The sequence below is a fragment of the Pseudomonas sp. LBUM1657 genome, assembly GCF_059716075.1.
Genome location: NZ_CP166799.1, coordinates 1001060 through 1025065, shown reverse-complemented (window position 1 = coordinate 1025065; position 24006 = coordinate 1001060). Strand labels below are relative to the sequence as shown.

Here is a 24006-nt window from a genome sequence, read left to right as displayed (position 1 = left end):
TTTACTCCTCTGCCCCGGCAGCTGAATGCGAACTCATGTCCATCCCTTCCATATGCGCCACTTCTTTCTCTTTCTTCTCGTGGTGCATCGGCTTGCCTGGTTTCATGCCTTCGTACTTGTCGACGATGATCTGGAACAGGTTTGGCGTGACCGAGGAGTAGAGCTCGACTGGGTTGTTCTGGCTTGGCTTGGTAAGGGCTTCGTATTCAGCTTGTTCAAGCTGTTTAGGTGCCTTTTTGACTTCGCTTACCCAGGCGTCGAAATTTTCCTGAGAAGTTGAGATCGCTTTGAATTTCATGCCGGTGAAACCTGCGCCGCTGTAGTTGGCGGAGATGCCTTCCATTTCAGCGTCACGGTTGGCAATCAGGTGCAGCTTGGTCTGCATACCGGCCATCGCGTAGATCTGGCCGCCCAGGCCCGGGATGAAGAACGAGTTCATCACGGAGTCCGAAGTCACCTTGAAGTTGACCGGCGTATTCGTCGGGAACACGATCTTGTTGACGGTGGCGATGCCCTGCTCCGGATAGATGAACACCCACTTCCAGTCCAGGGAGACCACTTCGATGGTGATCGGCTTGACGTCGGATTCCAGCGGACGGTACGGGTCCAGTTCGTGGGTCGACTTGTAGGTGATGTAACCCAGGGCAATGATGATCAGGATCGGAACGGTCCACACCGCGATTTCAATCTTGGTGGAGTGGTTCCATTTCGGGGTGTAGGTCGCGTTGGCGTTCGACGCGCGATATTTCCAGGCGAACAGGAAGGTCATGACGATGACCGGGACCACGACCAACAGCATCAGCAACGTTGCGGTGATGATCAGGTTTCGCTGTTCCAGGCCGACCTGGCCCGTGGGATTGAGCAAGGTCATGTTGCAGCCTCCCAGCAACAGCGTGCCGAGCAGCGGCAATAAGCCTAGTAGTCTGGGGTACCTGTTTTTACTCATCTCACGACCTCTAAAGCAGCTTGCGCAATGCAGTTGGGTTTTGATCGCCAACACTTCACCCTGCCAAGGGTTGGCATTTTTCTTGGATTGAATAAGGGCTGCCCGTCGCGCGTCAGACGCTGTTCGACAAATCCTGGGCTAGCGGTGAGTTCTTATTCGAATTCGTGGTCAAAGGCCTTGTTACAGACCAATTCCATTTGGTGCGGATAATTGGAAGGCACCGACACCTGGGAGTCGCATGAAGCCATCCGGCCTCTCGACGCCCTAATCCTGCTCGAACACCTGTGTAAGGTTGAGCAGTGCCGGGAATTCAGTGCGGGCGATTGTAGTTACGTAGCGATTCATAAACCATGTCTCATCCCGAAATAATTTTTATCCATTCCCGCAACAATCAATCACGTATTTCGTAAAAGTCGGGCATGTTATCGAAATTAATTCTCAACAAAAACACCAAAAATAGTAGGGCTACCACACGCAGTTCAGACAGTATCGAAGGCTCTGCGCCTTGCTCCTACCCTGCCCAAGCCCCTATGTCACAAGGGCTCTGGCAATTCACCCGGGCCTGTTAAAACTGCCTGCTCCGGTTTTTCGGAGCTAAAGATGCCAGGCGTTAAAAAAGACCAATATCGTTGCGCGGCCAGGGTCAAATCAGCCACCTTGTAACGCCCTGCGACACTCGCGCTGTGACAACATGTCGCATATGTGTCGCACCCGAACTTGTCGCGCATCAAGGTCTTTTTGCCGTCCACCGAAATGCAAAACGCCCCGGCGCTCTGAACGAGGACCGGGGCGTTTTTCTATTTCATGCAGCGATACGAAGGATGACCTCAGCGCAGCGCTTTACGGTTACGCGACGTGAGCAGCGGCACCAGCACCACGATCAGCACAAAGGCTACCAGCGCCCATTGAGCGAGGGACAGACCGAGGATCGGCGGGTACGGCGTGGAACAGAAACCGTCGACCTGAAAGCCCAGCGGGAAGATCTTCGCCAGCGGCAAACCATCGACAATCGGTTGCAACACATCGATGCCGCAACTGACCGTCGGATAGAACTGGGTATAGACGTGATGCCCGGCCACGCCGACGCCTGCAAGGGCGCAGATCACCACCAGGGTTTCGAATACCGTGATGCTGCGGCGGCCGCGCATGGCCGCGCCGATAAAGGCGAAGAGCGCGATCAGCAGCAACGCATAGCGCTGAAGGATGCACAGCGGGCACGGCGCCTCGCCGAGAACAATTTGCATGTACAGCGCACCACCGATCAGCGCCAGGCAGATGATGCCCAGCAACACCAGATAGCGCCGTTCACGTCCCAACCGCATTGTTTCCTCGCTCATTGCGTTTCCCTTCTGAATATCGATTGCCGGAAGTCTACACGCTGGCCCTGACCTTTGGAGAGCCTGGTGCGCACCGGTTGATAGCGGGGAATAGACGACAGGCCGGTTAAGAAGGGATTAACTTTTGAGGAGTTTTTGAAGAATTGGAACCGAGCCCGCTCCCACACTGAGACCGCGGCGTACGCAGATCCAATGTGGGAGCGGGCTTGCTCGCGAAGCAGGCGACTCGGTCTCCCGAGTCACCGCCACACTTATTCCAGCGCCGCTGCCGGCCCGAAGAACTCGTAGCGGCTCTGCTTCTCCGGCACGCCCAACGCCTTGAGGTGACGCTTGATCGCCGCCATGAAGCCTTTCGGGCCCAGGAAGTAAGCATCCAGGTCACGCTGCTGCGGCAACCACTCGCCGAGTTGTTCCTGGCTCAACAACCCGACCTTGTCCGCAGCCGGGCTGACGCCATCATCTTCGGCATAGCAATAGAAACGCTTGAGTTGCGGGTGACGCTCGGCCAGGCCATCGATCCAGTCGCGGAAGGCGTGCACGCTGCCGTTACGGGCGCAGTGAATAAAGTGCACCGGCCGCTCGGTCGCCAGCGCCGCTTCGAGCATCGCCAGGGTCGGAGTGATGCCGACGCCGCCGCTGATCAGCACCAACGGTTTGTCGCTGGCGGTCAGGGTGAACTCGCCCGATGGCGGGAACAGCTGGATGCTGGCGCCAACATGCAGCTGGTCATGCAAGTGATTGGAGGCACGGCCACCGGCTTCGCGCTTGACGCTGATGCGGTACTGACCTTTGTTCGTCAGGGCGGACAGCGAATAGTTACGACGAATCTCTTCGCCATCGAGGATCAGCTTCATGCCGATGTACTGACCGGGCTCTGCCGCCAGAATCGGGCCTTTGTCAGCCGGTTCGAAGTAGAACGAGGTGATTTCCGCGCTTTCCTCGACCTTGGCCGCCACGATGAATTCCCGCGCCCCGCGCCAGCCACCCGGTGCCTGTTCTTTCTGGTCGTAGATGCTGGTTTCGGCACCGATCAGGATGTCGGCCAGTTGACCGTAGGCCGCGCCCCAGGCGCTCATCACTTCCGGCGTGGCGATCTCTTCGCCCAGCACTTCAGAGATGGCGCGCAACAGACAGCTGCCGACAATCGGGTAGTGTTCCGGAAGAATCTGCAGGGCCACGTGCTTGTTGATGATCTTGGCCACCAGGTCGCCCAACTGGTCGAGTTGGTCGATGTGGCGCGCATACATCAATACACCGTTGGCCAGCGCACGGGGCTGATCACCGCTGGCCTGGTGGGCCTGGTTGAACAGCGGGCGGACTTGCGGGTATTCGGAGAGCATCATGCGGTAGAAGTGTGTGATCAACGCTTCGCCACCGCTTTCCAGTAACGGCACAGTGGATTTGACGATTGCACGGTCTTGAACGCTCAGCATAAGGTGACTCCTGATCTACTTGGGTTGCTAACTGATTACCCTATGCTTATCAGTTTCCATGCCAACAATTAAAACCTTATAAATCAATCAGTTAATAACGTGATAGTCATATCGACACAGACTGACCTATAGTCATACCGACTACACGGAGTCACTATGACTGCAAAATCCTTGCTCACCGCACTGCTGCCCCTGGTCTCGGACCTGTCCCGCGAGCTGCCCGAAGGCGAGCGCTATCGGCGCCTGCTCGACGCCATGCGCGCCCTGCTCCCCTGCGACGCCGCCGCCCTGCTGCGCCTCGATGGCGAATGGCTGGTGCCGCTGGCCGTCGATGGGTTGAGTACCGATACCCTCGGCCGACGCTTCAAGGTCAGCGAACACCCGCGTTTCGAAGCGTTGCTCAGCAGCCCCGGCCCGACCCGATTCGCCGCCGACAGCGATTTGCCCGACCCCTACGACGGCCTGGTCGATGGTCTCGACGATCACCTTGAAGTCCACGACTGCATGGGTTGCCCGCTGTTTATCGACGAGCGTCCGTGGGGTCTGCTGACCCTCGACGCCCTCGATCCGGAGCGCTTCGAACCGATCGAACTGGACGCCCTGCAAGCCTTCGCCAGCCTCGCCGCCGCCACGGTCAACGCCGCCGAACGCATCGAACGCCTGGCCAATCGCGTCGAAGACGAACACCAGCGCGCAGAGGTCTACCGTCAAGCCAGCGGCCAGCAGAACCGCGAGATGATCGGCCAGAGCAAGGCTCATAAGCGCCTGGTAGAAGAAATCAGTCTGGTGGGCGGCAGCGATCTGACCGTGCTGATCACCGGGGAAACCGGGGTTGGCAAGGAGCTGGTGGCCCAAGCCATTCACGCCGCATCGCCACGGGCCGACAAGCCGATCATCAGCCTCAATTGCGCGGCATTGCCGGACACACTGGTGGAGAGCGAACTGTTCGGCCACGTTCGCGGCGCCTTTACCGGGGCGATGAATGATCGGCGCGGCAAGTTCGAACTGGCCAATGGCGGCACGCTGTTTCTCGATGAAGTCGGCGAGTTGTCCTTGGCGGTGCAAGCCAAATTGCTGCGTGTGCTGCAAAGCGGTCAGTTGCAGCGACTGGGCTCGGATAAAGAGCATCAGGTCGACGTGCGACTGATCGCGGCGACCAACCGCGACCTGGCCGAGGAAGTACGTAGCGGTCGCTACCGTGCCGACTTCTATCACCGGTTGAGTGTTTACCCCTTGCTGGTGCCTGCACTGCGCGATCGCGGACGGGATGTGCTGCTGCTCAGCGGTTTTTTCCTGGAGCAGAACCGCTCGCGCATGGGCCTAAACAGCCTGCGCCTGACCAGCGATGCCCAGGCGGCACTGCTGGCGTATGACTGGCCGGGTAACGTGCGGGAACTGGAGCACTTGATTGGTCGCAGTGCCTTGAAGGCGTTGGGTAACTGTAAGGAGCGGCCGAAGATTCTCAGCTTGAGTGCGACGGATCTGGACTTGCCCAATGGCAGCGTTGAAATCGCAGCAGAGCAACCGGCTGCCGTCCCGGTGGCATTGGTGTCGGGGGATTTGCGCGAGGCCACCGAGAATTATCAGCGTCAATTGATCAGCGCTTGCCTGGAACGGCATCACGACAATTGGGCGAGTGCGGCCCGTGAGCTAGGCCTGGACCGGGCGAATCTGGGGCGGATGGCGAAACGACTGGGTATGAAGTGAAGACCCCATCGCGTCATACCGTTCACCCGATTTGCTAAAGCCTGCCTCTGACAAGTCGATAACCCGGCATCGATACCTGTTGGCGATCCTCGTGGTTGCCCATCACCTTTTTCCACAGAAGGTTTTTATGTCCTCCAACAAAGCCCGCGCAGACTCACTTTCGCTTCTGCTGTTTACCTTGCGCAGCGGCAAGCTGATGGCGATCAACCTGCTGAAAGTCAGTGAAATCATCCCCTGCCCGCCCCTGACCAAGCTGCCGGAGGCGCACCCCCACGTCAAAGGCATCGCCACCCTGCGCGGTGCGTCGTTGTCGGTGATTGACCTGAGTCGCGCCATCGGCGAACGACCGCTGGAAGACCCAAACGGTGGCTGCCTGATCGTCACCGACGTCAGTCGCTCCAAGCAGGGCCTGCACGTTCAGGCGGTGAGCAAGATCGTCCACTGCCTGACCACTGATATCCGTCCGCCGCCCTTTGGGTCTGGCGGCGTGCGTTCGTACATTACCGGTGTGACTTCGGTCGACGGCACGCTGGTGCAAGTGCTGGACATCGAAAAAGTCATCCACGGCATCGCCCCAGCGCAGATCGAAACAGCCCCGACCGAACTCAGCATGGAAGACGCCGAAGTACTGGGCAACGCGCGCATTCTGGTGGTCGATGACAGCCAGGTTGCCTTGCAACAATCGGTGCACACCCTGCGCAACCTCGGCCTGCAATGCCACACCGCCCGCAGTGCCAAGGAAGCCATCGACTGCCTGCTGGACCTGCAAGGCACGGCACAACAGATCAACCTGATCGTCTCGGACATCGAAATGTCCGAAATGGACGGCTACGCCTTCACCCGCACCCTGCGCGAAACACCGGACTTTTCGCACCTCTACGTGCTGCTCCACACCTCGCTGGACAGCGCGATGAACAGCGAAAAGGCGCGTCTCGCCGGTGCGAACGCAGTGCTGACCAAGTTCTCTTCACCGGAACTGACCAAGTGCCTGATCGCAGCGGCCAAGGCAGTCGCTGAACAAGGTCATTGAGGTTGAGCAAGGACTTTTGCTTACTGATGCGGCGCAACCTTGCCGAGGTTGTGCCGGCAATCACATGGCCTCCAGGTATCGTCTTGACCCAATACCGCCCCGAACTGGCCGAGGCGGTGCATCGTTTGATGGAACTGGGCTTTCAGGAAGGTGGCGGGCGCGTGCCGGCACTGGATGTCTGGCAACAGCGTTTTGAAACCGATCCCGAATACGATCCGACCCTGTGCTTCATTGCCTTGGACACAGAAGGCATCGTGGGCGTGTGCCAGTGCTGGACCAGCGCCTACATCAAGAACCTGGTGGTGCATCCGCGGGCTCAGGGCCGAGGTCTTGGCCGCGCACTGTTGTCACAGGCTTTCAAGGTGTTTCAACAGCGTCGCGAAGGGTTTGTCGACCTGAAGGTGCTGGAAGATAATCTGCGGGCGCAACGGTTGTATGAAAGTGCCGGGATGTATGTGGTCCGCCGGGAGCCGGTGCCAGCCTGATACACCGTCTTCGCGAGCAAGCCCGCTCCCACATTTGATCGCATAGAACTCGGTCAAATGTGGGAGCGGGCTTGCTCGCGAAGAGGCCCTCACAACCACTATCAAACCTTCAGGCATACTCCGATCCTGGCCAACACTCGCCCAAGGATCCTCGAACCATGAAAACTATCACCCTGACCGTCCTCTGCCTCACCGCCCTTGCCACCCAGGCCCACGCCTCCAGCCCCGACGCCTGGGCCGCCTACGACAAAGCCGTGCTCGCCAGTTGCACCAAAGCCAGCGGCCTGAAGAACGCCAAACCCGTCGGCAACGCCGCGCAGTTCGATGACCGGGTTGGCTATACCGCACTGCTGCTGCAAGGCCAGTACCCGCAGAAACACATGAAAGGCCAGCAAGGCACCGAGCTGTGCCTCTACAACAAAAAAAGCAAAACCGCCTTCGTCACCGAATGGGATTCCATCCGCCCGACCGCCAAGGCCCAATAGCCCGCAAAGGGACTGGCGCATAACTTGCTTCGATACCGGTCTTCGCGGCGGCATTCTGTCGCCGTTTCACGCCCTCACCTGCGACTGACCGCTCAATGAATACGACGTTTTCCTGCGTAGGTTGCGGCAAATGCTGCAACGATCACCATGTGCCGCTGACCTTGGCCGAAGCCCGCCTGTGGGCGGCCGACGGTGGTCAGGTGATCGTGTTGGTGGAAGCTTTCCTGAGTAATGGCCTGGGCCTGCCAGCGCAACAACGCGAACACGCCGAACGCCGTTCGGTGGTGGTTCGAAGCGGCGCATCCGAGGCGCACGTGGCCATCACCTTTGCGGCCTACAACGTCGGCCCTTGCCGGAATCTTGACGAAGACAACCTCTGTCGCATCTACGAGCGCCGGCCGCTGGTGTGCCGCATCTACCCGATGGAAATCAATCCGCACATCCCGTTGAACACGGCGGTGAAGGAATGCCCGCCGGAGTCGTGGGAAAAAGGACCGGATCTGATTGTTGGCGGTGAACTGGTCGATCAGGAACTGAGCGGTTTAATCCAGCGCTCCCGTCAGGCTGATCGCGATGACATTCAGACCAAGGATGCGATTTGCGCGTTATTGGGGATTCGGACGACAGCGCTGAAGGGCGATGGCTTTACCGCTTATCTGCCGGACATGACTGCGTTTGCCGCGGTGATCGACCAGGTGGCCGGGCAGGCGCATCGGAACCCAGGCAGCGAATGGCTGTTCCATGTCTCGGGCGAAGATATCGCCGGGCAAGTGCTGGCGGCTGGTGCGCAAGTGGCAAGCGATGCGCCGACCAACTACGCGTTCATCTCGCTGCGAGCCGCCTGAGACACCCGGCCGGTGAATCAACAAGCAGCCACCGCCAGGCATTCGACTTCCACCCGTGCGTCCGCCATCAGTTTTTTAGCCGCGAACGTCGTGCGAGCGGGCAGACGATCTGCCGGCAAGCCTTCTTCATTCGGAAAGTAGCGAGCGGAAATCGGGTGCTGCGGGTGGCAAGTAACGCTGGGTAATCGCCTGGTACTGGCCATTTTGCTTGAGACGCTCAAGGGCCGCGTTCAGGTTGTCGCGCAACGACGTGTCGGTTTTCCGCACCGCCATGGCCACGCCACTGCCCAGCATAGGGTCCTTGAGCGCGGGACCGGCAAAGTCGAACGCTTGCCCTTGAGGCAGGCTTAACAACGCTTGGGTAATTTCAATGGAGTCTTGCAGGGTGGCGTCGATCTCACCTGCCAGCAGGCTGTCGACCAGTTGTTTGTTGAAATTGAAACTGCGCACCGTCACCCCTTCCGGAGCCCAACGAGACTTGGCGAACGCTTCACGGCTGGTACCTGCCAGGACACCGACACGCTTGCCCTTGAGCGATTGCCCATCCGGTTGCAGATTCGCCCCTTTGCGCGCCACCAGGCGGCTGCTCAGGGGATAAAGATCATCGGTAAAATCGATCCGCTCTCGACGCGCTTCGGTCGCGGTCATCGGCATGATTACGTCGAAACGGTTGGCTTCAAGGGCATGAATGTTGGTGGCGTAATCCTGATCGATCCAGACACAACGGGACTTGAGTTCGGCACACAGGGCATTACCCAACTCGATGTTCAATCCAACCAGCTCGCCCTTGTCGTTACGGCTCTCGAACGGTGGAACAATGGCTTCGACGCCGAAACGGATCTGAGGATCGGGCGCAGAGGACACGCAGCCAGCGGTCAGGGCCACCAGCGACAATAGAGAAAGGGTTTTAAGCAGAGACATGTGGGCGGCCTTCGTCAAGAATTCACGGGCATGAATCTTTGACGAGAGGCCACCGCGTTTCCCAGAGGACGAATCGCTCATCCCTGTGGGATATGTCTCAATGAAAGAAAGAACGATGACCCGCCCAACAAAGCCTGACGGTCAGCGTTTACCCATCGAACGGCGGGTACCTGGCGGCGCTGCACCCGGCGTCTTGGTGTGGCCGTTCTTGGCGCCGTTCTTGTACCACGGCTGGCTGGCGTTCTTGGCAGCCGCCAGTTCGCCCGGTTTGAACGGGAACTTGAACGCCGGGATCGCGGCTTTGGTTTCGCTGTCTGCGCTGGAGTCGACGCTGTCTGGCAGGTCTGCCTGGTCGTCGCTCAAAGCGTCGGCAACCGGCGGTTGTGTCGGGGAAGTCATGAAAGCTCCGGGTGATACACATAAAGTCGGGCCCGGTCAGCGAGCCGCGAAAGGCGGCAGTATAACTGGATGCAGCGTCGCAAGCTTCACGCATCCAACGACCGTTGAACGGTTGACGTTCGGCTCGCACAAATCCCGCGAAGAATGTTAGCGTGCTTAGCATTCACTCCCGCCCGACGAGCCTCCTCCGATGAAAAAGACCGTCCTCGCCTTCAGCCGCATCACCCCCGAAATGATCGAACGCCTCAGGCAGGACTTCGACGTCATCGTGCCGAATCCGAAAAACGGCGACATCAACGCCCAATTCAACGAGGCCCTCCCCCACGCCCACGGCCTGATCGGGGTTGGCCGCAAACTGGGCCGCGCGCAACTGGAAAACGCCGCCAGACTGGAAGTCGTCTCCAGTGTCTCCGTCGGCTACGACAACTACGACGTCGCCTACTTCAACGAACGCGGCATCATGCTCACCAACACGCCTGATGTGCTCACCGAAAGCACCGCCGACCTGGCGTTCGCCTTGTTGATGAGCAGCGCCCGGCGTGTGGCTGAACTGGACGCCTGGACCAAGGCCGGTCAATGGCAAGCCAGCGTTGGCGCACCGTTGTTCGGGTGCGATGTGCACGGTAAAACGCTGGGCATCGTCGGCATGGGCAATATCGGCGCGGCCATTGCCCGTCGCGGTCGGCTCGGCTTCAACATGCCGATCATCTACAGCGGCAATAGCCGCAAGGCAGCGCTGGAACAGGAACTCGGCGCCCAGTTGCGCAGCCTGGACGAACTGCTGGCCGAAGCCGATTTCGTCTGCTTGGTCGTCCCGCTGAGCGAAAAGACCAAGCACCTGATCAGCCATCGCGAACTGGCATTGATGAAGCCGAGCGCCATTCTGGTGAACATTTCCAGAGGCCCGGTGGTGGACGAACCGGCGCTGATCGAAGCCCTGCAAAACAACCAGATCCGTGGGGCCGGGCTCGATGTGTACGAGAAAGAACCGCTGGCCGAATCGCCGCTGTTCCAGTTGAAGAACGCCGTGACCTTGCCGCACATTGGCTCCGCGACCCATGAAACCCGCGAAGCCATGGCCAACCGCGCCCTGGCTAACTTGCGCAGTGCCTTGCTGGGCGAGCGACCGCAGGATCTGGTCAATCCGCAGGTATGGAAAGGCTGAAAAAAAGGGCAGACATATAAAGTGTCTGCCCGATACTTAAACAGTTTGGAAAATAATACTTCCAGACAACCATTTTCCATCGTTGCCCAACTCATACACACCTTGCAATTGAGTCCACCACCCAACCAATAAACCGCACTATAAACTCTCCACACTTACCCCCAACGGGACACAGTCTTGGAGATCAACTATCTTGGATCAATTGACAACCGACCAAACGATTAGAATCAGCAAAGCCACGTTGATGTCATTTATCAGCTTCTTTGGCCTGATGGTGATGTACAGCAACTTTACCGACTACGCCACCAACTATGAATATGTCGCCCACGTCCTGAGCATGGACACCACCAACGGCAATCAAAAATACGGTTATAGAGCCATAACGTCGCCCATGCTGCACCACAGGATCTACTGGCTGATCATTACGCTGGAGGTACTTTCCACCATTTTCTGCCTGGTGGGCAGTTATCACCTCTATCGAAATATAAACAGCACGGCCAAACAATTTCACGAAGCAAAAAAGTTCGCACTCATCGGCTTGATGATTGCGATCTTCATCTATTACGTCTGTTTTCAAGTTATCGGCGTCGAATGGTTCAACATGGACGCTTCACTGGAATGGGATGCCAAGAATTGGGCTCGCCACGTCGTCGACTTTATCTTGCCCTTGATGCTTTATGTAGCATTGAAGATTGAACGCTGAGCAACTAAAGCACCCGACCTTCAATTTGCCTCAAGCCAACTTTCCATTCCCCTGCACCATCGGCGCCTTGGGTTTACGAAACACCAGCACGTTCCCCAGCATCACCAGAACCAGGCCCACCAGCGCCGGTGCGGTCCATTGGTAACCTTCGGCAAATGCGGAAACATTGAGCGCCACCACTGGAAACAGCACCGTGCAATAAGCTGCCCGCTCCGGGCCCATGCGCCCGACCAGAGTCAGATAAGCGGTAAAACCAATCACCGAGCCCGGAATGACCAAGTACAGCAACGAGCCGATGTAACGCGTATTCCATTCCATGTCGAACGGGATGCCTTTGACCAGGCACCACACCGAAAGCATTGCCGCGCCATAGGCCATGCCCCAGGCGTTGGTCGTCAGTGGTTTGAGCCCGGCCTTCTGTTGCAGGCTCGACAGCATGTTGCCCGCCGAGAAACACAGGGTCCCGAGCAGCGCCAGGCCCAGACCGAGCAAGGTTTCCGGGCTGGCGGTGTGGCCGGCCAGTTCAGGCCAGAACAACAGCCCCAGCCCAAACAACCCCAGCGCACCGCCCATCAGCACGTTGCGGGCGATTTTCTGGCCGAAGAACACTCGCGCATTGAGGGCATTCCACAGGGTGGCGGTCGAAAACACCACGGCCACCAGACCACTGGGAATCCACTGGCTGGCGGTCAGGAAACACATGAAGTTGATGCAGAACAGGCACAGCCCCTGCGCCACGCAGATCAGGTGACCGCGACGGTTCATGACTTGCAGCTTTCGGCTGAGCAACAACATCACGAACAGCACCAGCGCGGCGAGGCCGAAGCGATAGACGATCGATACGGGAATGGCCACCACACCCAGTTGCCATTTCAAGGCAATCCAGGTGGTGCCCCAGATCAGCACGGTCAGCAAGTACAACGAAAGGTTCATGACAAAGGCTCCTAATCAGGAGGTCAGTGTCCTGCCCCAAACCGCGCCGCACTTGCATAAACTTGCGCTTTTGTCGGCCCACGGGCTCACACGGCAAAATCTACGGAGTAGCATGCAAGGCGTTGGAGAGAACCGATCATGCCCGCACTGGAAACGTTGCAAGTCTTTCAAGCCCTCAACCGCTCGCCCAATGCTCGCCTCGAGCACAGCGCCGAGCTCGGTGACGGCATGGCTGCAGCCTTGTGGAGCAATCATCACGACGCCCAGGACTACGAAGCGCCGAGCCATCACACCCTGTCCTGCTACATCGCCGGCGGCACCGGTACATTTCGCCGCGACCAACCCGGCACCAAGGGCGGCCCGGACAAACTGTGCATCCTCCCGGCCGACCATCAGTCGGGTTGGGTGATCAACGGCGACATTCGCCTGGCCCATCTTTATTTCAGCCCCGAACAGTTCGCCCTCGGTTGCGTCACGCTGCTGGACCGCGAACCTCGCGAACTGCAATTGCGCGAGGGCACGTTCCTCGACGATCCGCAGCAGGCCCGGCGCTTTCGGCAGATGATCGCGCTCAATTGGGATGAGCCCGGCGAGCGTCTGCTCACCAGCAGCCTGGCCCACGAAATGCTCAGCCACGTATTGCTTGGCCAGGTCGGCATGCGCGAAGGATTGCGGCTCAAGGGAGGATTGGCGGCGCATCAGCGGCGGCAATTGGTGGAGTTCGTCGACAGTCAGTTGGCCGAGGCCATCAGCCTGGGGCAGTTGGCGGGATTGTGTGCGCTGTCGGAATACCACTTTGCACGGATGTTCAGGGAAAGCTTTGGCTTGCCGCCGCATCAGTATGTGTTGGCGCGGCGACTGAGCCGGGCGCAGGCGTTGCTGCGCTCGACGTCGCAGCCGTTGGGAGAAATTGCGCTGGCCTGCGGGTTTGCCAGTGCCAGTCATTTCACCAATCGGTTTCGTCAGACGTTGGGCGGGACGCCTGGGGAGTATCGGCAGGCGTTTTTGCGGTAGTGCCTGTCAGGCCGTCTTCGCGAGCAAGCCCGCTCCCACAGGGGTTACGCGTTGCAAAAGTGGGAGCGGGCTTGCTCGCGAAGAACGATGACGCGGTCTCTGCTCAGAACTCCAATGTGCTCGACAGCGACACCTGCCGCGAATCCCCCATCGACACAAAGAACCGGCTCGCCGCCGAGGTGTAGTAGGTGCGGTCAAACAGGTTCTTCACGTTGAGCTGGAACTTGACCTTCTGCCCTTCGACTTTGGTTTCGTAGGTGGCAAACGCATCGGCCACGGTGTAGCTCGGCAGGTCGAAATCATTCACCGCGTTACCCTCCCGTTCACCGACGTAACGAGCCCCCGCGCCGACCCGCAATTGATCGCCACCAACGATGGTGCCGAAGTCGTAGACCGCTGACAGCGAACCGGTGTTCTTGGCGACGTTCTGCAGTTTTTTACCCTTGTAGTCCGGGTCTTCGGTGACTTCTGCATCGGTGTAGGCGTAACTGCCGATCATGCTCCAGCGGTCACTGAGCTGGCCGGTCAAATCCACTTCCAGACCACGGGAACGCACTTCACCAGCGGCGCTGTAGATCGTCACCGGGCCTTCGGAGTTGGCGATCAGCACGTTGCGCTTTTTGATGTCGAACAACGCGATGTTGCCGGTCACGCGTCCTGGTATATCGAGCTTGGCACCGACCTCCCAAGACTTGGCTTCTTCCGGCGCAACGCTGCCGTCGAGCACGGTGCTGCTGCCGCTCAACGGTGCGATGGTCGAGTTGGGTTTGAACGATTCGGTGTAGCTGCCGTAGAACGACAATTCATCGGTGTAGCGGTACACCAGACCTGCTCGCGGCACCCATTTCTGGCCGTTGCTGTCGGTGTTGGCCTTGAACGGTACACCTTTGCCGGCGTACTGGTCGTACTCCTGAAAACGCGCCCCGCCCACCAGAATCCATTGGTCGGTGAGGTGGATCGAGTCCTGCACAAACGCCGAGTTGCTGCGCAGCAAATCGGTCTGGGCGCTGTCCGCCGGGCTGACCGTGGTGCCTTCGACTTCGCGACCGTAGACCGGATTGATGTAGCTGAAGGTGCTCAGGCTTCTCTGGCGAATCAGGTCGGCGCGGTAGATCTTGCGGTATTCGTCATCGATGCCGAACACCAGGTCGTGCCGCATGCCCGCGACATCGACCTTGCCTTCCAGACTCGCCGTGGTGAAACGGTCGGTGCTGATCGCGTTCTGGGTGCCGTCCATGCTGCGGGTCAACGTGCCTCGAGTGGTGTCGATGGCGGTGACGCGCACCTGGCTGGCGTCGTAGGTTTCGCGGTTCCAGCTGTAGCCGAAGTGGGCTTTCCAGTTGTCGTTGAGCTCGTGATCGGCTTCGAAGTGATACAGGTCAGAGCGGCCTTCCATATTGTTGAAAGGCTCGTCGAGGCGACGGTCACGGGGGATGTCCAGCGGGTGATTGTCGCGCGGGTCGATCAGCGTGCCACGGTCGAACGGGGTCAGGAACTCGCGGTGTTCGTAGGCGAACAACAGTTTGGTGCTTTCTCCGAACCAGGCCAGCGATGGCGCCACCAATGTCTCGCGATGGGTGCCGTAGTTGCGCCAGTAATCTTCGTCTTCATGGTCCAGGACCATGCGATAGGCCAGGCCGGAATCACCCAGGGCACCCGTGCTATCGAGGCTGCCACCGCTGCCGTTTTTGCCTTCACCATAAGTCGAGCCGCGCAGGGTCAAGGCGTTGTACTGCTCAAGCTCAGGCTTTTTGCTGACCATGTTCACCACGCCACCCGGGTCCTGGATGCCATAGAGCAACGAGGCCGGACCCTTGAGCACTTCGACCCGGTCGACGGTGGCGTTGAGGCCACGGCCCTGCACCACCGGCATGCCGTCGCGCATGATCGAACCGTTGCGGTTGTCGCCGAAACCGCGGGTCATCACCGAATCCTGAGTGCTGCCCAAGGTATTGCCCTGGGTGATGCCGCTGACGTTGGCCAGCGCATCATCCAGGTTGCGTGGTGCCTGATCGCGAATGACCTGGGCCGGGATCACGTTGACGGTCTGGGGGATTTCCTGAAGCAAGGCCGAGGAGCGCATCACCGAAGTGGTGGTTGGCGGCTGGTAGCTCGTGGATTGTGGCGCGACCGAGGTAATGGTGGTCGCGCCCAGATTCAAGGCGCCTTCGGTGGGCAGCGGCTCAAGGGCCAACGTGTGGCCGTCGGTGCGGCGGAAGGTGAAACCCGAACCGCTGAGCAAGCGCTGCATCGCCTGCTCGGCACTCATCTGCCCGCTGACCGCCGGAGCGGTGATGCCGTAAGGCGCTTCATCGGTGTAGACCACGCTGATGCCGGTGATCCGGCTGAAATCGCTCAAGGCCTGGGGCAGCGGTTTGGCGGCCATCGCGAAGCTGAACTGCATGCGCTGTTGCGTGCTGCCGGTTTCAACGGCCAATGCCACGCTCAACGGCAACAACGCCAGCGCCGTAAAGCTCAATGCAGAAGCACCCAACCATTGTTTGACCGAACCCGATTTTGCCCTGGACTTCATTGCTCATGACCTGTGTAGAACCGCTACGGGATGCGAATGACTCGCAGTTTCAGTCACTACACGGATGTGGATCGGGTTTACCTCATCAGAAAGTTGAAAATATTTTTATCGACAAGGATGTGGTGTTTGATCTGGCCCCTTCGCGAGCAAGCCCGCTCCCACAGAGGAATGCATTCCAAATGTGGGAGCGGGCTTGCTCGCGAATAGGCCGGTAGCCTCAGCGCAAAATTATCAGATGCCCCAAAACCTTATGCTGCTCAAACCCCAACACCCCCTGCAAAGAACTCAACACCGCCTGCGGGTCCTTGCTCGGGAAACTGCCACTGACACGCCGTGCCGCCAGTTCTTCGTTGAGCAACACAATCCTTCCCGGGTAATAACGCCCCAGGTCCTGCACTACATCGGCGAGTGTCGCCTTGTAGTAATTGAGCCAACCCTGACGCCAGGCCAACTGCGCTTCACTGTCCACGGCATGAAGTTGTTGCGCCGCGCCCTCGCCATACGCCACTTGCTGGCCGGCCGTGAGGATTTGCTGCGCGGCGTGCTTGTCCGCCGTCACGCCGACCCGGCCAGACAACACCGTGACTTGCGCGCCATTGTGTTGCAGGCGGACTTCGAACTGCGTCCCCAGCACCCGCGCCTGACCCTTTTCAGCATCGACCACAAACGGCTCGTCGGTGTGGGTCACGCTGAAAAAACCGGCACCTCGACGCAGCTGCACATGCCGCTCGCCGCGACTGAAATCCACCGCGATCGCACTGTCGGCATCCAGGGTGACTTGCGACTGATCGGCCAGCGTGACGGTGCGGATTTCCCCCGGCGCCGACACGTAGTCCGCGCCCAGATCATCGATCCAGCGTGACGGCTGCCAACCCGCGCCGACGCCGATCATCAACACCAGACATGCCGCCATCGCCAGTACACCGGACCAGCGCCGAACGCTGCTGCGGCGCGGGCGATTCATGGCATTGAGGTAACCCTGCAAGGCAAACGCTTCTTCATCGGCCAGGGTTCGTGCCGGTGCTTCGGTCAACTCCCACACTACTTGTGCCTGCGCGTAAGCCTCGGCGTGGGCGGGATCGGCCTGCAACCAATGACTGAAAGTGACCTGATCGCCACTGCTGGGCTGGTCATGCAACAGACTCAGCCAGGCCAAAGCCGCCTGCTCCTGAGCCGGCGTCGGGGTGACGCGTTCGATGTTGTTCATGGTGCTTTCCCTGGCGTGCGCGGCTCGGCTTCCCGCAGGCTGGCCTTGCAAGCCTCGAGGGCGCGCATCATATGTTTTTCCACGGCGCTTTGGGACAGGCCCATCGCTTTGGCGATCTCGGCGTATTTGCGGCCATGGATGCGGTTGAGCAAAAAGATCTGCCGCGTGCGCTCCGGCAACGCACGCAACGCCGCTTCGACATGGCGCAAATCGTTGCCCGCCTCCAGCGCCGCTTGCGGCTCGCTGCCCTGGCTGTCCGGTTGTTCCGGCAGCCAACCTTCATTGACTCGCACTCGTGCGCCTTCACTGCGCAGATGGTCGATGGCAATATTGCCGGCGCAGCGCAACAGGTAAGTACTGAGCTCTTCGACCTGCACCAGCGGCCGGCGCCAGAAACGCAGGAACAAGTCCTGCACCAGGTCCGCCGCCGTGGCCCGACAACCGACACGACGGCTCACCAGCGCTTCCATTTGCGAGCGCTGGGAAAGGAACACCTGCAGAAAATGCGCACGCGCACCGCGGTGTTCATCATCGTGGGATTCCGGAGGACGGGTGATCATCAGGTCAGCCTTGCGCAAGCGCGGCAACGGGGCTGGCGAGCAGGCTCAACCCGGCCAGCGCCAGGGCCAGGCGCGGGCGATACGGTATCAATAACACCAGCAGCAAAGCGCTGAGCATCAACACCGCGAACCACTCCACCAATCCAAGGCCCCAGCCCGCCGCCGATACTGCCGCCCACAGCGATAACGTCAGCAACAACCAGCCACCGAGTTTCAAACTGTGGCGACGGCGGGTCGACGGCTTGCGACCCAGCAGTTCGGCGTGGTGCCGGTCCATCGATAAACACAGCGCGGTGAAACCGCCATAGCAGAGCAACAAGGCCAGCAGCATTCAATGGGCTCCTTGCTCAAGCGTTAACGGTTTTGCGCGTTGTCGGGCGACGCTTGTGGCCTTGCCCGAACGCTGCATTTTTCGCGCAGCCCAGGCGAGAAACACGCCACTGCCCAGGCACGCCAGATCGAAACCGGCCATCGCCCAATCGCCCTGCATCAATGTGGCCCCCAAGTGATACGGCGTGGTCAGGGCGTTCAGCAGCGGCACCGCGCAAAACAGCAATGCCGCCAGCGCCAACTGTTCGACCCACGCCGCGCGGCCCCGACGAACCATGGCGTGCAGCACGCTCAGGCCCCAGACGATGAAGAAGCAGTTCACCTCCCAATCCGCCCGCCCGGCCATTCCAACCGGCAATAATCGATTGGCCCAGAAAAACACCGCCACCGCGACCACCAACCCCGACATGCTCGCGATGTTCAACACTTCCACCAGTCGCAGTTCGAGCGGCATGACGCCACTTTTCGCGTGTTTGAGTTGACGTTTGCCGAGCCAGATAACCAGCCCGGTGCCGATCATTGCCGTGCTCGCCAGACCGCAAATGAAGTACAGCCAGCGCAACACCGGACCGGCGAAATGCCCCATGTGCAAGCCGTAGAAACTCCCGGCAATGGCCATCGGCAGCGCTTGTGCCGGCGTGGCGCCGACCAGTTGCCCGGTCACGCCGTTGAACGTCAGCGCGCTGCCAGAGTCGTGAACCACCCGGTCGGCGCCATCGCGCAAAAGGACCACCGAGGCATTCGCATCCCCCGGGTTGTTCACCGTCAGCCGCCCGACCCGCCCGCCCGACCATTGCTCGCGAGCGCGTTCCAGCAGCGGTGCCATCGGCGCCAAGTGGCCCGGTGTTCCAGCGATTGGCGGGGTATTGGACGCCGGGAACACCTCGTCGTAAAACGCTCGGACATCGCCGTTGTACGAGGCAAGAATGCTCGCCGGCATCACCATCGACATGAAAATCACCAGGCTGCTGTAAGTGATCATCAGGTGAAACGGCAGCACCAGCACACCCACCGCGTTGTGCCCGTCGAGCCAGGAGCGCTGGCCCTTGCGCGGACGAAAGGTGAAGAAGTCCTTGAAGATTTTCTTGTGGGTGATGATCCCGGTGATCAGGCCGACGAACATCACCATGGCGGCGATGGTCGATAACCAGCGGCCCCACGGATAGGGCATTTGCAGCTGAAAGTGGAAGCGATAGAAGAACTCGCCACCACTGGTTTCCCGGCCCAGCACTTCGGCGCCGGTTTGCGGGTCGAGCAGTTTTTCCGTGAACTGGCCACGCGTACCGGGCTTGGCCGGCGTCTGCTGCCATCTCACCGAAAGGCCGGGCTCCCGGGCATCCGGCAAATCGATAAGCCAGCGCGAGGCACCCGCCGCGTGTTGCTGCAGATAGTCTTGAGCCAGGGTCAAACTGGCTTCGGAGGACACCGAACGGGCGGGAATTTCCGGCTGCATCCAGTGGCTGGTCTCGTCCTTGAAATAGGCGAGCGTCCCGGTCAGGAAAATCGCGAACAGCAACCAGCCGAAAATCAAACCGGTCCAGGTGTGCAGCCAGGCCATCGCCTGACGAAAGCCCTCTTTCATGAGTGCCCCATCCAGTACGCCAGTCCCGCCACGGCCGCCAACACCAGGCTTGGCACGATCAGCCCGAACCAGGCCTGCCACGCACTGCGGCAGGCAAAACACCAGAGCACTGCGACCAGGTAGGCCAGAAACGAGGTCATCATCCCGGTCACCACGGCTTCGGCGCGAGCCATCGGCAGCCACAGGCTCAGGCTGACACTGGCCAGCGCCGCGACGACATAACCGCCCAGCACAGCGGCCAGCACCCGCGAAGTGACCGCCAGTCGATAGGAAACGGAGAGTGTGCTGATTTTGCCTTTCATGTTTCGACCTTGAAACGGGTGAGGCCGCGTGAACGTCACGGGGCCAGCAAGGGCGCAATATTAATGATAAATATTCTCATACGCAAAAGACTCCGATGAGATCGTCAATACCGCCGATTGCCGTGGCCACGTCTGCGCCACTACAATGCGAACAATTCTTGTTCTCTAACGCATTCGAATGCGGTCGGAGTGGTCCCGTTGCAGCCAGCCAATACCGTCGAAGTCCTTTATCACGCCCATCACAACTGGCTCACTGGTTGGCTGCGGCGCAAACTCGGCTGCCCTGACAGCGCGGCGGACCTGGCCCAGGACACGTTCATGCGGGTGCTGACCGCGCGGGAAGCCCCGCAGATCATCGAGCCGCGAGCCTTCCTCACCACCATCGCCAAACGCGTGCTGTTCAACCATTACCGCCGCCAGGATCTGGAGCGCGCCTATCTCGATGCGTTAGCGCAGATGCCGGAAATCGTGGCGCCGTCGGAGGAAGATCGGGCGATCATCCTGCAAACCCTGATGGAACTGGACCAATTGCTCGATGGCCTGCCACGCCTGGTCAAGCGCGCGTTTCTGCTGGCGCAGGTCGATGGCCTGACTTATCCACAGATCGCCGCCGAGCTGAAGATTTCCATCGCCACGGTCAAACGACACCTGAACAAAGCGGCGATGCGCTGCTATTTCGCCCTATGAACAACCCGCCGGACTTTTCGTCTCAGGTCGCCGAGCAGGCTGTGCATTGGTTGATGGAAATGCAGCAAGGCCCGTTGACCCCGCGCCAACAACACGCCTGGCAGCAATGGCACGATGCGCACAGTGAACATCAACGGGCGTGGGAGCATATCCAGCGGGTCAATCAACGTTTGCGTGGTTTGTCTTCGCCCCTGGCCCACGCCGCCCTGAATGCGCCGAAATCCGGCAGCCGTCGTCAGGCGCTGAAGTTGCTGCTGATACTCGGCGCCGGTTCCGCAGTCACTTGGAGTATGCGCGAGCACAATCCGCTGACCCCGTTGCTGGCCGATTACCGCAGCCCGGTTGGACAGCGGCGCAAGGTGCCGCTCAGCAATGGCAGCCAGTTGCAGCTCAACACCGCCAGTTCGGTGGATGTGCGCGTCGAAGGTCAGCAACGGCTGATCCGCTTGCTGGAGGGCGAGATGCTGCTGACCGCCGCCCAAGCGTTTCAGGTTCGCACCGCCCAAGGCTTGCTAACGACACAAGGCGCGCGCATGAACGTGCGGCAGTTTTCCGATCACACCCAGGTCGCGCTGTTCGAAGGTAGCGTCGAATTGACGCCGGACAGCGGTTCGCCGCTGAAACTGCTAAGCGCCGGGCAGTTGAGCTTTGGTGCGCGCGGTATCGGCAATCCCCTGCCCCTGGACGCCAACAGTGGCGCCTGGGTCGAGGGCATGCTGGTGGCTGCGCATATGCGCCTCGGCGATTTCCTCGATGAGCTCGGTCGCTACCGTCGCGGGCAACTCCTTTGCGACGCGAAGGTTGCTGGCCTGTTGATCTCCGGGACTTACCCACTGGATGACAGCGAACGGATTCTGGAGCTGCTGGAAATCAGCTTGCCGGTAAAGGTGAGGCGCTTTACTCGGTATTGGGTGACGGTTGAGGCGAAGGTTTAAAAGCCTTAAAAAAATATCGAAACACGTGAGCCGTTTTTCAGATCTGGCGTGACAGAGAAGGAAAGCCACCTTGATTCCACCTTCTCAGGATCGTCGTCCATGCCATCCACCCGCCTTACCCCACTGGCCCGCACCCTGCGCCAACTCTTGCTGGGCGCCAGCCTGAGCTTTGGTGCCGTGTCCCTCACACATGCTGCTGATGCCAAGCCGTACCACATCGCGCCGTCCTCGCTGGAAAACGCTCTCAACCAGTTTGGCCGTGAGGCCGGCGTGTTGATTTCCTTTGGTTCGCAAGTCACCAGCGGTGTGCAAAGCCGTGGCCTGGAAGGCAACTACACGCCCTCGCAAGGCTTGGACGCCTTGCTTGAAGGCACTGGCCTGCAAGCCCGCGCCGAGGGCGAAAATGCCTTCAGTCTGCAACCGGTCGGCGACACCGCGTTGGAGCTGGACACGTCCAAAGTCATCGGCGACTGGCTCGGCGATGCGGCGCCCATCAACGTCTTCGAACACCCTGGTGCGCGTGATGTGATTCGCCGCGAAGAGTTTGAACGCCAGGGCGCGACCCAGGCCCGGGACGTGCTCAACCGCATCCCCGGTGTGAACGCGCCGGACAACAACGGCACCGGCAGCCATGATATGGCGCTGAACTTCGGCATTCGCGGGCTCAATCCGCGCCTGGCGTCGCGCTCGACGGTGCTGATGGACGGCATTCCGGTGCCGTTCGCACCTTATGGCCAGCCGCAGTTGTCGTTCGCGCCGGTCAGCATGGGCAACATGGACGCGGTCGACGTGGTGCGCGGCGGTGGCGCGGTGCGCTACGGTCCACAAAACGTCGGCGGCGTGGTCAACTTCGTGACCCGGGCCATTCCCGATGCGCCGACAGTCAAGGGCGGCTTCCAGACTGAAACCAGTCCTTCCTCCAGCCACGACGGGTTCAAGACCACCGGCAATCTGTTGGCCGGCGGCACGGCCGATAATGGTCTGGGCGGTGCGCTGTTGTATTCCGGCACTCGCGGTGGCGACTGGCGCGAACACAGTGATACCGAAATCGACGACCTGATTCTCAAGGGCAGCTACCAGCTCGACGACGCCAACAGCTTCAACGCCATGGCTCAGTATTACGAAGGCAAGGCCGACATGCCCGGTGGCCTGAACGTCGCCGATTACGATGCCGACCCGTATCAGTCGACCCGCCCGAAAGACCAATTCTGGGGCCGTCGCACGATGTTCAACTTCGGCTATCGCTATCAGCAAGATCGCCGCGAGTTCACCGCCAACACCTTCTTCACCAAGACGTTGCGCAGTGGTTATCTGGATCAAGGCACGTTCCTTTCGCTGTCGCCTCGCGAATATTGGGTGCGCGGTCTGGAAACCCGTTTCGCCCAAGGCTTCGACGTCGGCCCGACCAGCCATGAAGTCGGCGTCGGCTATCGCTACATCAACGAGGCCGGCCACGAATTGCGTTATCGCACGCCGAGCGCCAGCAACGAATACCCGACCACCAACAGCCGCAATGACCGCGACACCCGGGGCGGCACCGAGGCCAACGCGTTCTTCATCGATGACCGGATCGACATCGGCAAGTGGACGCTCACGCCGGGCATCCGCTACGAAATGATCGATTCGCAGCAGACCAACAACCTGACGAACGAGAAGTACAAGGGCGACTACAACACCGCACTGCCGGCGTTGAACGTGCTCTATCACCTGACTGACACCTGGAACCTCTACGCCAATACCGAAGGCTCGTTCGGCAGCGTGCAATACAGCCAGATGCCTAACCGGGTGACCAGCGGCGAAGTCAAACCAGAGAAGGCCCGCACCTGGGAATTGGGCACCCGTTACGACAACGGTGCGTTGAGGGCGGAGATCGGCGCATTCCTGATCAACTTCGACAACCAGTACGAAAGCAATCAGACCAACGACACGGTGATCGCCCGCGGCGAAACCCGCCATCAAGGTATCGAAAGCAGCATCAACTACGCCCTCGATGATTTGAGCCCTTCACTGACTGGTTTCGATGTGTACGCCACATATGCCTATGTTGACGCGACCATCCGCGAAGACGGGCCGAACAAGGGCAATCGTGTGCCGTTCTCCTCGAAACACAAAGGCACGCTTGGCGTGGGTTATACCGAAGGCGCGTGGAAACTGAACCTGGACAGCAACTACCAGAGCGACCAGTTTGCCGACAACGCCAACACCTCGGCCGAAAGCGCCGATGGCAGCACCGGCAGGATTCCTGGCTACATGCTGTTCAGCAGCCGCGCGGCGTATGACTTCGGGCCGAAACTGTCGGATCTGACTGTGGCGGTGGGCGTGAAGAACATCTTCAATCGTCAGTACTTCACTCGATCGTTCGATGACAACAACAAGGGCAAGTACGTGGGAGAACCGCGGACGGTATATGTGCAGACGTCGGTGGCGTTTTAACGTTCTACGCTAATCGCCTGGACGATCAGTAGAA

At 59.9% G+C, this 24006-nt stretch carries 23 protein-coding genes; 11 read left to right on the top strand and 12 right to left on the bottom strand.

What is annotated here, in order from left to right:
* Position 1: 1 nt before the first annotated feature.
* The 3 genes from cyoA to hmpA form a co-directional block, all read right to left on the bottom strand.
* The gene (cyoA, locus tag ACA055_RS04655; protein ID WP_497682568.1) at positions 2 to 946 is read right to left on the bottom strand and encodes a ubiquinol oxidase subunit II; all 945 of its coding nucleotides are present in this window, start codon (positions 944 to 946) and stop codon (positions 2 to 4) included.
* Positions 947 to 1773: 827 nt separating this feature from the next.
* Positions 1774 to 2283: a disulfide bond formation protein B gene (locus ACA055_RS04650; RefSeq protein ID WP_497682567.1), complete on the bottom strand. Its 510-nt coding sequence runs from the start codon at positions 2281 to 2283 to the stop codon at positions 1774 to 1776.
* 251 nt (positions 2284 to 2534) lie between these two features.
* Positions 2535 to 3716, bottom strand: a complete 1182-nt coding sequence (hmpA, locus tag ACA055_RS04645) for an NO-inducible flavohemoprotein (protein WP_497682566.1) — start codon at positions 3714 to 3716, stop codon at positions 2535 to 2537.
* 156 nt (positions 3717 to 3872) lie between these two features.
* On the opposite strand from hmpA, the gene norR reads away from it, so the two are divergent.
* The 5 genes from norR to ACA055_RS04620 all read left to right on the top strand — a co-directional run bounded on the left by norR (position 3873) and on the right by ACA055_RS04620 (position 8268).
* A complete protein-coding gene (gene norR, locus ACA055_RS04640; RefSeq protein ID WP_497682565.1) occupies positions 3873 to 5423 on the top strand; it encodes a nitric oxide reductase transcriptional regulator NorR in 1551 nt (516 codons plus the stop codon).
* A 127-nt stretch (positions 5424 to 5550) separates the two neighbouring features.
* Positions 5551 to 6453 (top strand): chemotaxis protein CheV, encoded by a 903-nt coding sequence (locus ACA055_RS04635; protein WP_497682564.1) that lies wholly within the window; start codon positions 5551 to 5553, stop codon positions 6451 to 6453.
* Positions 6454 to 6479: 26 nt separating this feature from the next.
* Positions 6480 to 6938 (top strand): GNAT family N-acetyltransferase, encoded by a 459-nt coding sequence (locus tag ACA055_RS04630; protein WP_497682563.1) that lies wholly within the window; start codon positions 6480 to 6482, stop codon positions 6936 to 6938.
* A 158-nt stretch (positions 6939 to 7096) separates the two neighbouring features.
* Positions 7097 to 7423, top strand: a complete 327-nt coding sequence (locus ACA055_RS04625; protein ID WP_497682562.1) for a hypothetical protein — start codon at positions 7097 to 7099, stop codon at positions 7421 to 7423.
* Between the two features lie 95 nt (positions 7424 to 7518).
* Positions 7519 to 8268 (top strand): YkgJ family cysteine cluster protein, encoded by a 750-nt coding sequence (locus ACA055_RS04620; RefSeq protein WP_497682561.1) that lies wholly within the window; start codon positions 7519 to 7521, stop codon positions 8266 to 8268.
* Positions 8269 to 8394: 126 nt separating this feature from the next.
* On the opposite strand, the gene ACA055_RS04615 is transcribed toward ACA055_RS04620, so the two are convergent.
* Both ACA055_RS04615 and ACA055_RS04610 read right to left on the bottom strand, forming a co-directional pair.
* Positions 8395 to 9189 (bottom strand): transporter substrate-binding domain-containing protein, encoded by a 795-nt coding sequence (locus tag ACA055_RS04615; RefSeq protein ID WP_497682560.1) that lies wholly within the window; start codon positions 9187 to 9189, stop codon positions 8395 to 8397.
* 141 nt (positions 9190 to 9330) lie between these two features.
* On the bottom strand, positions 9331 to 9588 hold the full coding sequence (locus tag ACA055_RS04610; RefSeq protein ID WP_007905458.1) for a hypothetical protein: 258 nt from the start codon (positions 9586 to 9588) through the stop codon (positions 9331 to 9333).
* Between the two features lie 190 nt (positions 9589 to 9778).
* Here ACA055_RS04610 and ACA055_RS04605 point away from each other — a divergent pair, with 190 nt between their 5' ends.
* Together ACA055_RS04605 and ACA055_RS04600 are read left to right on the top strand one after the other, a co-directional pair.
* Positions 9779 to 10753 (top strand): 2-hydroxyacid dehydrogenase, encoded by a 975-nt coding sequence (locus tag ACA055_RS04605; RefSeq protein ID WP_497682559.1) that lies wholly within the window; start codon positions 9779 to 9781, stop codon positions 10751 to 10753.
* Positions 10754 to 10946: 193 nt separating this feature from the next.
* Positions 10947 to 11456 (top strand): DUF2165 family protein, encoded by a 510-nt coding sequence (locus tag ACA055_RS04600; RefSeq protein WP_497682558.1) that lies wholly within the window; start codon positions 10947 to 10949, stop codon positions 11454 to 11456.
* A 30-nt stretch (positions 11457 to 11486) separates the two neighbouring features.
* Here ACA055_RS04600 and ACA055_RS04595 read toward each other — a convergent pair whose 3' ends face one another.
* The gene (locus ACA055_RS04595; RefSeq protein WP_497682557.1) at positions 11487 to 12389 is read right to left on the bottom strand and encodes a DMT family transporter; all 903 of its coding nucleotides are present in this window, start codon (positions 12387 to 12389) and stop codon (positions 11487 to 11489) included.
* A 138-nt stretch (positions 12390 to 12527) separates the two neighbouring features.
* On the opposite strand from ACA055_RS04595, the gene ACA055_RS04590 reads away from it, so the two are divergent.
* Positions 12528 to 13403, top strand: a complete 876-nt coding sequence (locus ACA055_RS04590) for a helix-turn-helix transcriptional regulator (RefSeq protein WP_497682556.1) — start codon at positions 12528 to 12530, stop codon at positions 13401 to 13403.
* A gap of 103 nt (positions 13404 to 13506) precedes the next feature.
* On the opposite strand, the gene ACA055_RS04585 is transcribed toward ACA055_RS04590, so the two are convergent.
* The 6 genes from ACA055_RS04585 to ACA055_RS04560 all read right to left on the bottom strand — a co-directional run bounded on the left by ACA055_RS04585 (position 13507) and on the right by ACA055_RS04560 (position 19917).
* Positions 13507 to 15936 (bottom strand): TonB-dependent siderophore receptor, encoded by a 2430-nt coding sequence (locus ACA055_RS04585; protein ID WP_497682555.1) that lies wholly within the window; start codon positions 15934 to 15936, stop codon positions 13507 to 13509.
* Between the two features lie 217 nt (positions 15937 to 16153).
* A complete protein-coding gene (locus tag ACA055_RS04580; RefSeq protein ID WP_497682554.1) occupies positions 16154 to 17143 on the bottom strand; it encodes a FecR family protein in 990 nt (329 codons plus the stop codon).
* Complete coding sequence (locus ACA055_RS04575; RefSeq protein WP_497682553.1) at positions 17140 to 17703, bottom strand: RNA polymerase sigma factor; 564 nt, start codon at positions 17701 to 17703, stop codon at positions 17140 to 17142. Before ACA055_RS04575 ends, ACA055_RS04580 begins: the two co-directional genes overlap by 4 nt.
* Before the next feature lie 4 nt (positions 17704 to 17707).
* Positions 17708 to 18034, bottom strand: a complete 327-nt coding sequence (locus ACA055_RS04570) for a DUF3325 domain-containing protein (RefSeq protein ID WP_497682552.1) — start codon at positions 18032 to 18034, stop codon at positions 17708 to 17710.
* Positions 18035 to 19615, bottom strand: coding sequence for a PepSY-associated TM helix domain-containing protein (locus ACA055_RS04565; RefSeq protein ID WP_497682551.1), 1581 nt, complete (start codon positions 19613 to 19615; stop codon positions 18035 to 18037).
* Positions 19612 to 19917 carry a DUF3649 domain-containing protein gene (locus tag ACA055_RS04560; RefSeq protein WP_497682550.1) on the bottom strand — a complete coding sequence of 102 codons (306 nt, stop codon included), beginning with the start codon at positions 19915 to 19917 and terminating at the stop codon, positions 19612 to 19614. Before ACA055_RS04560 ends, ACA055_RS04565 begins: the two co-directional genes overlap by 4 nt.
* 198 nt (positions 19918 to 20115) lie before the next feature.
* On the opposite strand from ACA055_RS04560, the gene ACA055_RS04555 reads away from it, so the two are divergent.
* From ACA055_RS04555 to fecA, 3 genes are all read left to right on the top strand, one after another.
* Positions 20116 to 20604, top strand: a complete 489-nt coding sequence (locus tag ACA055_RS04555; protein WP_497682549.1) for a sigma-70 family RNA polymerase sigma factor — start codon at positions 20116 to 20118, stop codon at positions 20602 to 20604.
* Positions 20601 to 21539: a FecR domain-containing protein gene (locus tag ACA055_RS04550; protein ID WP_497682548.1), complete on the top strand. Its 939-nt coding sequence runs from the start codon at positions 20601 to 20603 to the stop codon at positions 21537 to 21539. Before ACA055_RS04555 ends, ACA055_RS04550 begins: the two co-directional genes overlap by 4 nt.
* A gap of 99 nt (positions 21540 to 21638) precedes the next feature.
* On the top strand, positions 21639 to 23972 hold the full coding sequence (gene fecA, locus ACA055_RS04545) for a TonB-dependent Fe(3+) dicitrate receptor FecA (RefSeq protein ID WP_497682547.1): 2334 nt from the start codon (positions 21639 to 21641) through the stop codon (positions 23970 to 23972).
* Positions 23973 to 24006 lie beyond the last annotated feature (34 nt).

What these genes read in the sequence shown, in the direction of transcription:
- ACA055_RS04620 (WP_497682561.1), top strand. Translation starts at nt 7,519, where the DNA reads ATGAATACGACGTTTTCCTGCGTAGGTTGCGGCAAATGCTGCAACGAT.
- ACA055_RS04605 (WP_497682559.1), top strand. Translation starts at nt 9,779, where the DNA reads ATGAAAAAGACCGTCCTCGCCTTCAGCCGCATCACCCCCGAAATGATC.
- ACA055_RS04590 (WP_497682556.1), top strand. Translation starts at nt 12,528, where the DNA reads ATGCCCGCACTGGAAACGTTGCAAGTCTTTCAAGCCCTCAACCGCTCG.
- ACA055_RS04575 (WP_497682553.1), bottom strand. Translation starts at nt 17,703, where the DNA reads ATGATCACCCGTCCTCCGGAATCCCACGATGATGAACACCGCGGTGCG.
- ACA055_RS04580 (WP_497682554.1), bottom strand. Translation starts at nt 17,143, where the DNA reads ATGAACAACATCGAACGCGTCACCCCGACGCCGGCTCAGGAGCAGGCG.
- ACA055_RS04610 (WP_007905458.1), bottom strand. Translation starts at nt 9,588, where the DNA reads ATGACTTCCCCGACACAACCGCCGGTTGCCGACGCTTTGAGCGACGAC.
- hmpA (WP_497682566.1), bottom strand. Translation starts at nt 3,716, where the DNA reads ATGCTGAGCGTTCAAGACCGTGCAATCGTCAAATCCACTGTGCCGTTA.
- ACA055_RS04585 (WP_497682555.1), bottom strand. Translation starts at nt 15,936, where the DNA reads ATGAAGTCCAGGGCAAAATCGGGTTCGGTCAAACAATGGTTGGGTGCT.
- ACA055_RS04630 (WP_497682563.1), top strand. Translation starts at nt 6,480, where the DNA reads ATGCGGCGCAACCTTGCCGAGGTTGTGCCGGCAATCACATGGCCTCCA.
- ACA055_RS04560 (WP_497682550.1), bottom strand. Translation starts at nt 19,917, where the DNA reads ATGAAAGGCAAAATCAGCACACTCTCCGTTTCCTATCGACTGGCGGTC.
- ACA055_RS04615 (WP_497682560.1), bottom strand. Translation starts at nt 9,189, where the DNA reads ATGTCTCTGCTTAAAACCCTTTCTCTATTGTCGCTGGTGGCCCTGACC.
- cyoA (WP_497682568.1), bottom strand. Translation starts at nt 946, where the DNA reads ATGAGTAAAAACAGGTACCCCAGACTACTAGGCTTATTGCCGCTGCTC.
- ACA055_RS04595 (WP_497682557.1), bottom strand. Translation starts at nt 12,389, where the DNA reads ATGAACCTTTCGTTGTACTTGCTGACCGTGCTGATCTGGGGCACCACC.
- ACA055_RS04565 (WP_497682551.1), bottom strand. Translation starts at nt 19,615, where the DNA reads ATGAAAGAGGGCTTTCGTCAGGCGATGGCCTGGCTGCACACCTGGACC.
- ACA055_RS04570 (WP_497682552.1), bottom strand. Translation starts at nt 18,034, where the DNA reads ATGCTGCTGGCCTTGTTGCTCTGCTATGGCGGTTTCACCGCGCTGTGT.
- ACA055_RS04625 (WP_497682562.1), top strand. Translation starts at nt 7,097, where the DNA reads ATGAAAACTATCACCCTGACCGTCCTCTGCCTCACCGCCCTTGCCACC.
- ACA055_RS04550 (WP_497682548.1), top strand. Translation starts at nt 20,601, where the DNA reads ATGAACAACCCGCCGGACTTTTCGTCTCAGGTCGCCGAGCAGGCTGTG.
- fecA (WP_497682547.1), top strand. Translation starts at nt 21,639, where the DNA reads ATGCCATCCACCCGCCTTACCCCACTGGCCCGCACCCTGCGCCAACTC.
- ACA055_RS04635 (WP_497682564.1), top strand. Translation starts at nt 5,551, where the DNA reads ATGTCCTCCAACAAAGCCCGCGCAGACTCACTTTCGCTTCTGCTGTTT.
- ACA055_RS04650 (WP_497682567.1), bottom strand. Translation starts at nt 2,283, where the DNA reads ATGAGCGAGGAAACAATGCGGTTGGGACGTGAACGGCGCTATCTGGTG.
- norR (WP_497682565.1), top strand. Translation starts at nt 3,873, where the DNA reads ATGACTGCAAAATCCTTGCTCACCGCACTGCTGCCCCTGGTCTCGGAC.